The organism is Spirulina subsalsa CS-330 (assembly GCF_028330765.1).
Classification (GTDB): Bacteria; Cyanobacteriota; Cyanobacteriia; order Cyanobacteriales; family Spirulinaceae; genus Spirulina; species Spirulina subsalsa_A.
The window spans coordinates 1-8,418 of record NZ_JAQMTY010000093.1; the positions used below are offsets into that span (position 1 = coordinate 1).

Below are 8,418 nucleotides of genomic sequence, written 5' to 3' on the forward strand. Positions count from 1 at the left end.
CCTGCCGCCCCGCCCCACGCCCCAACCCACCACCCCTCTCCCCCGCCCCAGCGGCCGCGACTTGGTGGCCATTGACCCCGGCCACGGGGGACGTGATCCGGGTGCGATCGGCATTGGTGGCCTGCGGGAAAAAGATGTGGTCTTACCGATTTCCCTGGAAGTCTCCCAGATTTTGCAGCAGCAGGGTGTGCAAGTCCTGATGACCCGCTCCGACGATCGCTTCATTAGCCTGGCCGGCCGCACCCAGATGGCCAACCGGGCCCGGGCTGATATTTTCGTCAGCATCCACGCCAACGCCATCAGCATGAGCCGCCCCGATGTGAACGGGGTTGAAACCTTCTACTATTCATCGGGGTATCGCCTCGCCCAATCGATTCACAACAGTATTTTGCAATCGATTCAGATTCGCAATCGGGGCGTGAAGCAAGCCCGCTTTTATGTGCTGCGGACTTCATCGATGCCGGCGGTGCTTGTGGAAGTGGGCTTTGTGACCGGGCGCGAAGATGCGCCCCGCTTGGCCAACCCCCAGTTTCGGAGCCAGATGGCCCAAGCGATCGCACGGGGAATCTTACTCTACCTGCAACAAAATTAATCGCATCCTGGCCGTCAAGGCTATACTGAGGTGCAATTTGAGCAAAAACTCAGCCACCGCTACGGTTTTACTTTAAATTAGCTCGTTAACGATCATCCGCCGTAACCAACATGCAACACAATCGAATTGGTGTGTTTGATAGTGGACTCGGAGGCCTCACCGTCTTCCAAGCTCTCCAACAAACCTTGCCTCATGAATCCATTCTCTACTTCGGGGATACGGCGCGATTACCCTATGGGTCTCGGAGTAAGGCGGAAATTGTGCAGTTTGTCCGGGAAATTCTCACCTGGATGACCACCGAAAACACCAAGATGGTGATCATGGCCTGTAACACCAGTTCTGCCCTAGCCCTCGAAGCAGTGCGGTCAGAATTCCCGATGCCGATTTTGGGGATTATTTTGCCCGGTGCGCAGGCGGCCGTCCATCGGGGGCAGCGGGTGGGGGTGATTGCCACCTCGGCAACGGTGGCGAGCCAAGCCTATCCCCAGGCCATTCATGAAGCCGACCCCACGGTGCAGGTGTGGCAAATCGACTGTCCGGAGTTTGTGCCGTTGATTGAGAGCGATCGCATCCACGACCCCTACACCCAACAAGTCGCCCAAGCCTACCTTGACCCTCTCCTCGCCCAAAGCATCGATACCCTGATCTACGGCTGCACCCATTACCCCCACCTCGCCCCCGTCCTGCGTCGGATTCTCCCCCCCACCGTCCGCTGCATTAACCCCGCCACCTTTGTCGCCCAAGCGGCAGCGCGGGAACTCCACCTCATGGGCCTACACAACACCCAGCCCTTAGCCGTTGACCATCGGTTTGGGGTCAGCGGTGACCCGGCCACCTTTGCCCACTTGGCGCAAAAATGGCTCAATCGACCCCTTAACGTTGAAAAAGTCCACCTGCCGACGGTGCAGTCAGAATCTGCATCCGTTCAGCCGGTGGACTCAAGCGGGTGAGGAAAGGAACAGCGGGAATTGTCTTGATTCAATCAAGCCCCTGGGAAACGAGTCAGGCGCTCAGTGATACTCTCGGATCAATTAACCTTTTGGGGTGACTGATGTCCGGCTCCGTTTCCCACGCTGCGCCAATGTCAACAACAAGTAGACCAACAATAAGTAACTTGTGGCCATCATCAAAATCATCATCGGTGCGCCTCCACGGATAGGAATAGTAATCAGGTGGGGTTGAGAGGCTTGAGTTCGGCCAGTGGTGCGATCGCACCTCCTATCGCCGCGCTCAGTGAGCAACAGATATTTTCCAGCGTGCGATCGCAAGCACTAAGGGCACTTGCGTCAGGTTAACAATGGTGTATGATGAGGAGCGCCCTGACAAGCACCGCATCAGCATAATTACTCATCGTCAACCGTCTGAAGGGAGTGAAGTTGAACAAATCCCAACCGTTCTAATAATCAAATCGTTATTGGACGGTGAGGCCCCATCCCTCAGGATCAATGAGTTCGGGGAGTTCAGATCTTCTATCTTCGCAAGGCAATCAGGTCTGGATCAATTGAAGTAACCATAATCATTCGCGCTGTTTTGGTCAATCCAAACGGAGCAAATCATCATGGTGAACCCCAAACAATGGAACAATATCTGCGTTTGCGATTGCTCAGCATCTATTGCTTTGTTATCTCTTTACCATAACGGTAACTCGAATACAGCGCTACAAGCAGAATACCCTGACGCACCGCAGCTTAAATGAATTAACCTGCTCGTGACTCACACGGGGTGAAGTATGCCACCGCCCAACGTGTTGACCGTATGGATAAAATCTATGGAACCCTCACTACTAGACTAACATAAGAACTTGAATGCCGGAAAATTGCACCCCATAATTTTTGAAAATTTTAGCCGGTGCGATCGCCGCTGCCAGCCGAGGGGCGTGGCACACGTTAATCGGTGGGTTACGGCGGATTGCTAGATTGCAGTGATGGCGGGAGTTTAAGCCGCCTAGCCCACCCTACAATAAAGTCTCATTTTAGCTGTGCCATAATCCTAGGACATTTCCGCTGCTCAACCATCCGCTCCAAACGAGCCGCGTTCGGGGGTTCGTTCACCCCTTCAATCAGGCTAAACCCCTGGTGCTGTCTGGCGTTTCGTGAATTTTGCCTCAAGCGGTGCTCCGGTTTTGGGCTGGTGGGATGGATCATCTCCAGTTTGGCTCCAGTCCTGAGCAAGAACCGCCCCAAACTGAAGGGAAAACCCAAACGCTTTAATTGCCATTCACGATCAATATAGAGTATTTGTATTCATGTAAACCCTATTGGGATGTAGCGTCAAGGTGCTGGTATGATTCCGCTGCAACTGACCCTCAAACATTTTCTCAGCTACGGCGAGGCAACCCTTGATTTTCGGGGTTTACATACCGCCTGCATTTGTGGGGCGAATGGGGCGGGGAAATCTTCACTCCTCGAAGCGATGACCTGGGTGCTGTGGGGGAAAAGCCGGGCCAGTAGTGATGATGATGTGATTCAAACCGGGGCGACATCGGTGCGGGTGGATTTTACGTTTATCAGTGGTGAGGTGACCTATCGGGTGATTCGATCGCGCCCTCGGGGCCGCAGTGGTGAGTTGCAATTTCAGGTAGATAGTGGTGAAGGTAATTTTCGACCGTTGACGGAGAAAGGGATACGGGCCACCCAAGATAAGATTATCGAGTTGCTGAAGTTGGACTATGACACCTTTGTGAATTCGGCCTATCTGCGCCAGGGACGGGCCGATGAGTTTATGTTGCGGGGGGCAAGCGATCGCAAAAAAATCCTCGCAGATATGCTGAAGCTCGACCAATACGAACGCCTGGCCGATCGCGCCAAAGAGACCGCCAAAGCCTTAAAAGTGAAACAAGCCGCCCTCCTGCCCCGCCTCGACCCCCTCACGGAGCGCATCGCCCAGCGAGGCGCGATCGCTCAACAGCAAACCGACATTGCCACCGCCCTGACGAGCCTCGAACAGCAGCACAGCCAGCAGCAACAGGAACTGAAGGAGTTACGCAAACAAAATCATGAGCGCGATCGCTGGGCAGAGCAACGCCATTGGCAAGAAAGCCGCCTCCGGGATTTTGACGCGGATCATCATCGCCTCCAACAGGATCACCAGGCCCTGACCCGACGGATGCAAACTCTAGAGGCCTTGTTAACCAATCAAGCGGCGATCGCCGCCAATCACCATCAACTCCAACAATGGCGCGACCAAGAAGCCACCCTCGCCAGTCAATACACCGCCGACCGAACCGCCCGCCAAGACCGCCAACGCCTAGAGCGCGACCTCAACCAAGCCCGCAACCAAATCCAACTCAATATCCGCGAAACCCAAACCCAACTCGCCGCCGTCGAAGCCCAACGCCGCGACCTTGATCCGCTCTTGAATCAGGCCGAGAGCATTGAGCAACGGTGTCAAGAATTAGCCGCCTGCCGTCAACGGGTGCAGAGGTTAGATCAACTCCAACTCCAAGTTTCACCCCTCCTCAAGCAGCACAATCAACTCGAAATCCAATTAAGCCAAGCAAGGGCAGAATTCACCGCCAAACGGCAGCAACTCCAGCGCGAACGGGAGACATTGCAGCATCAAAAGGCAGCGGGGGCGGGCTTGCGTCAAGAACTGCTAGCCGTGGGAGACCAATTAACCGCCCTGGATCATAAACGCACCTATCAAGAGCGGGTGCGGTCGAAAACCCAAGCGCAGCATGGGCGGCAAACGGGGCTAGAGGCAGAGTATCAGGCCTTGCAGCGGCGGATTGTGGAGCTAGAGCAAAAATGGCAGTTGTTGCAGCAACCGGGGGCGGATTGTCCCCTCTGCGATCGCCCCTTAGACGAGAGCGATCGCGCCCATGTCCTTGAAAAAAATCAAACCGAACAGGAACGGTATCGCGAACAACTGTGGCTGATTCAAGAACAACTCACCGACTGTCAGCAACTCCAAACCCGCCTCCAGGCCGAACAAGCGGAACTAGAGCGGGAACTCGCGGACTACGACACCCTCAGCCAACGGGTTAATACCCTCGATCATCGCCTCGAACGAATTGGCGAAATTCAAGAACGCCTCTGGGAGATTGAGGCTGAATTGCAAACCCTCGATGAAACCCTGGCAGCGGGTCACTATGCCCAAGACATTCAAACGGAATTGACCCAACTGCAAGCCACCCTCGCCGACTTAAACTACGACGAAAAAACCCACAGCCTCGCCCGCGATCAAGAACGCAAACTACAATGGGCCGAAGCCAAGGCCAACCAATTAAAAGAGGCCCAAAAAAAGCAGGCGGACTACGATCGCCTCATTCCGGAATTGCGCGATCGCCTCCAACAGGATCACCAAGCCCTCGCTGAACTCGAAACCACCTCAGACCTAGCCGCAGCAATCAAAGCCATTGACGATCGCCTCGCCCTCTTAGGTTACGATCACCAACACCATCAAGACCTACGGCAACAGATTCGCACCCATGAACAATGGGAACTCGACCATCACCACCTCCAAACCGCCCAAAACGACTACCCCCCCTTACAAACTCAAGCCACCCAAATGGCCCAACGTTTAGCCGAGCAGGAGCGCGATCGGCAAACCCTCGTGCAGGAACTCGCCACCCTGCTTGAACAGATGCAAACCCTGCCGGACTATCGCCCCGCAATTGAGCGTCTAGAGCAGGAGATTCACAGCCGCCAAAGTCAACTGGATGACCTCAAACGTCAACAGGGAAAAATAGACCAACAACTCGAAGAACTGATCCAAGTGGAGCAAGATCACAACACGATGCAAGGGGAATTAAAGCAGTTAAAGCATCAGATTCGGGTCTATGACGAGTTGGGAAAAGCCTTTGGTAAAAATGGGATTCAGGCGTTGATGATTGAGAATTTATTGCCTCAATTGGAAGCGGAAACCAATGGGATTTTGACGCGCTTAACGGGGAATCAACTCCATGTGCAGTTTGTCACCCAGCGGGCAGGGAAGGGGTCAAGTTCTCGGAAAAAGCAGACGAAAATGATCGACACCCTCGATATTTTAATCGCCGATGCCCAGGGAACGCGCCCCTACGAAACCTATTCGGGGGGGGAGAGTTTTCGGATTAATTTTTCGATTCGGTTGGCATTGGCGAAATTGTTGGCCCAGCGATCGGGGGCGGCGTTGCAGATGCTGATTATTGATGAAGGGTTTGGAACCCAGGACGGGGATGGGTGCGATCGCTTAGTGGCGGCAATTAATGCGATCGCGCCGGATTTTGCCTGTATTCTCACTGTTACCCACATGCCCCAATTTAAAGAGGCCTTTCAACATCGCATCGAAGTGACGAAAGGCGCAAATGGATCATATTTGACCCTCGCCAGTTAAGCCACGTTTCCCCCACTGTCCCCGCCGATTCCTCCTACTCACCCAGATGATTGATTCAACATCCCCATGACCCAACCCGATTCCCCCACCCCGATTAAAATTCTGCATCTTTCGGATATTCACCTCGGCAGCGGCCTCAACCATGGCCGGATTAATCCTGAAACGGGGTTAAATTCACGCCTAGAGGATTTCGTGCAAACCCTGCGAACTTGTATCGATCGCGCCCTGGCCGAGTCGGTGGATTTAGTGCTGTTTGGCGGGGATGCCTTTCCCAATGCCACCCCGTTACCCTATGTCCAGCGGGAGTTTGCCACCCAGTTCCGGCGTTTGGCCGATGCCGGGATTCCTACGGTTTTATTGGTGGGTAATCATGATCAACAGGCCCAGGGTGTGGGGGGCAATAGTTTATCGATTTATCGCACCTTGGCCGTGCCGGGGTTCATCATTGGGGATGCGATCGCCACCCATACCATCCCCACCGCCCACGGCCCGATCCAAATCATCACCCTGCCCTGGCTCAACAATGCCACCCTGCTCACCAAACCGGAAACCGCAGGCCTCGCCATGGATGAGGTCAACCAAAAACTGATCGACCGCTTACAACTCGTCCTTGAAGCCGAAATTCGTCAATGTGACCCGACCCTGCCCACGGTGCTCCTCGCCCATGTGATGGCCGATCGCGCCACCCTAGGGGCCGAGCGGTTACTCGCCGTGGGCAAGGGGTTCACCCTGCCGGCGAGCCTCTTCATTCGCCCGGAACTGGACTATGTGGCCCTCGGCCATGTCCATAAACACCAAAACCTCAACCCCAACAATGATCCGCCGATCATCTATCCCGGCAGTATTGATCGGGTGGATTTTAGTGAGGAAAAGGAAGAGAAGGGCTATGTGGTGGTGACGGTGACGAAGGGATCGGTGCAATGGGACTTTTGCCCTGTGGAGGTGCGCCCCTTCCGGACGATTAAGCTCGATGTGTCCAGCCTTGATGACCCCCAAACGGCGATTGTGCGGGCGATTCAAAAGGCTCCGATCACCGATGCGGTGGTGCGCTTAATCTATCAAATTCGCCCGGAACAATTGGATCAGGTGGATACCAAAGCGTTTCATGAGGCGTTAGCGATCGCCCATCACTACAGCATTCGTCCGGAGTTGGTGAGTCAGTTGGTGCGTCCCCGTGTGCCGGAACTGAATGCGGCGCGATCGCTTGACCCCATCGAAGCCCTGCAAACCTATTTAGATAACCATGAATCATTACAGACTTACAGCAAGGCGATGCTCGCCGCGGCCGAACACCTGTTAAGCGCGGAGGAGGGTGAAGCGATCGCGCTGCCCCTCTTTGCCCAGCACGATTAATCCTTTCGTTACCAATTTGGTAACCGGCGCTGCCTGCTATCCGAAGTCGCCCATAGTGGAGTTGAAGTGTAGCACTGTTGCCTTGGAGGTTCCCCATGCGTTCTGCATCCCGTCCCCTGATCCGCTCGTTACAATCCCTCACCCTAACGGGGGTGAGCCTCTTGGCTTTGGCCAGTTGTGGCGCGGCTCCCTCGCTGGAATCAAACGTGGCGGGTGATGTTGCCCTGGAGCAGACAGAATCAGCCAGTGCCCCTCCCAATGCGGCGAGTGTTGAGGGCGAACCCGCCCCCACAGCCACGCTACCCCAATTAATTAAACGGGCGGAGGTGACTCTGGCGGTGGATTCCTTAGGGACGGCGTTGGATGAACTGACGGCATTGGTGCGGCAACGGCAGGGGGATGTGTTGACGTTGGAATTGAATGAGGGCGATCGCCGCTCACCCCAGGCATTTTTACAGGTGCGCATTCCCCAAGCGGAGTTAGAGCGGACAATTGAGGATTTACAGGCGATTGGCACCATCCGTCAGCAACGGATCACCGCCGAAGATGTGAGCAATCAACTGGTGGATTTGGAGGCACGGCTGCGGAATTTGCGGCGCACGGAAACGAGTTTGTTAGAGATTATGGAGCGATCGGGTTCGATGGCGGATGTGTTGACGGTTGCCAAGGAAGTGAGTGCGGTGCGCCAACAGATTGAGCAAATCGATGCCCAGGCTAGCCATCTCCGCAATCAAGTGGCATTTTCCACCTTGACGATGACCTTAGAAACGACTGCGATCGCCCCTTCCACCCGCCCGCCCCTCTCCTCCCAATTGGGCACAACCTGGCAGCAGGCCAGCGATTCCCTCCAGGGCGTTACCCTCGGATTCCTGCGCTTGGGGGTGTGGCTGTTGGTCTACAGCCCCTATTGGCTGGGCATTGGTGCGATCGCTTGGGCGGTGCGACGACGGCAAGGTGCGATCGCCCCACCCATTACCACGGATTCCGATGCGCCCCTGAATTAGGCTGCTCCTATTGCCCATCATCGAAAATTTGGGTAGAAACCCCGTCCTTCTAGGACGGCTTGATGTTAGTATAATCCTTGGTCAACGACCCACCCGAGACGATGGATCAGACAGCCTACACGAGCGAAGTCCAGTTGTACTGGCGGCGCAGCAAAA

General features: G+C 55.1%; 5 protein-coding genes. All 5 read left to right on the top strand.

The annotated features are described in order from the left end of the window. A partial coding sequence (locus PN477_RS06165) for an N-acetylmuramoyl-L-alanine amidase family protein (RefSeq protein WP_272147090.1) occupies nucleotides 1-592 on the top strand: 592 nt, incomplete at its 5' end. 110 nt (nucleotides 593-702) lie between these two features. Next, complete coding sequence (murI, locus tag PN477_RS06170) at nucleotides 703-1,542, top strand: glutamate racemase (protein WP_272121128.1); 840 nt, start codon at nucleotides 703-705, stop codon at nucleotides 1,540-1,542. A 1,333-nt stretch (nucleotides 1,543-2,875) separates the two neighbouring features. Further along, the gene (sbcC, locus tag PN477_RS06175; RefSeq protein WP_272121130.1) at nucleotides 2,876-5,905 is read left to right on the top strand and encodes an exonuclease subunit SbcC; all 3,030 of its coding nucleotides are present in this window, start codon (nucleotides 2,876-2,878) and stop codon (nucleotides 5,903-5,905) included. A 66-nt stretch (nucleotides 5,906-5,971) separates the two neighbouring features. Continuing rightward, a complete protein-coding gene (sbcD, locus tag PN477_RS06180) occupies nucleotides 5,972-7,258 on the top strand; it encodes an exonuclease subunit SbcD (protein ID WP_272121132.1) in 1,287 nt (428 codons plus the stop codon). 95 nt (nucleotides 7,259-7,353) lie between these two features. Then, nucleotides 7,354-8,262, top strand: a complete 909-nt coding sequence (locus tag PN477_RS06185; RefSeq protein WP_272121134.1) for a DUF4349 domain-containing protein — start codon at nucleotides 7,354-7,356, stop codon at nucleotides 8,260-8,262. Nucleotides 8,263-8,418 lie beyond the last annotated feature (156 nt).

Excerpts from the sequence above, each read along its gene's own strand:
- sbcC (WP_272121130.1), top strand. The coding sequence starts at position 2,876 with ATGATTCCGCTGCAACTGACCCTCAAACATTTTCTCAGCTACGGCGAG.
- murI (WP_272121128.1), top strand. The coding sequence starts at position 703 with ATGCAACACAATCGAATTGGTGTGTTTGATAGTGGACTCGGAGGCCTC.
- PN477_RS06185 (WP_272121134.1), top strand. The coding sequence starts at position 7,354 with ATGCGTTCTGCATCCCGTCCCCTGATCCGCTCGTTACAATCCCTCACC.
- sbcD (WP_272121132.1), top strand. The coding sequence starts at position 5,972 with ATGACCCAACCCGATTCCCCCACCCCGATTAAAATTCTGCATCTTTCG.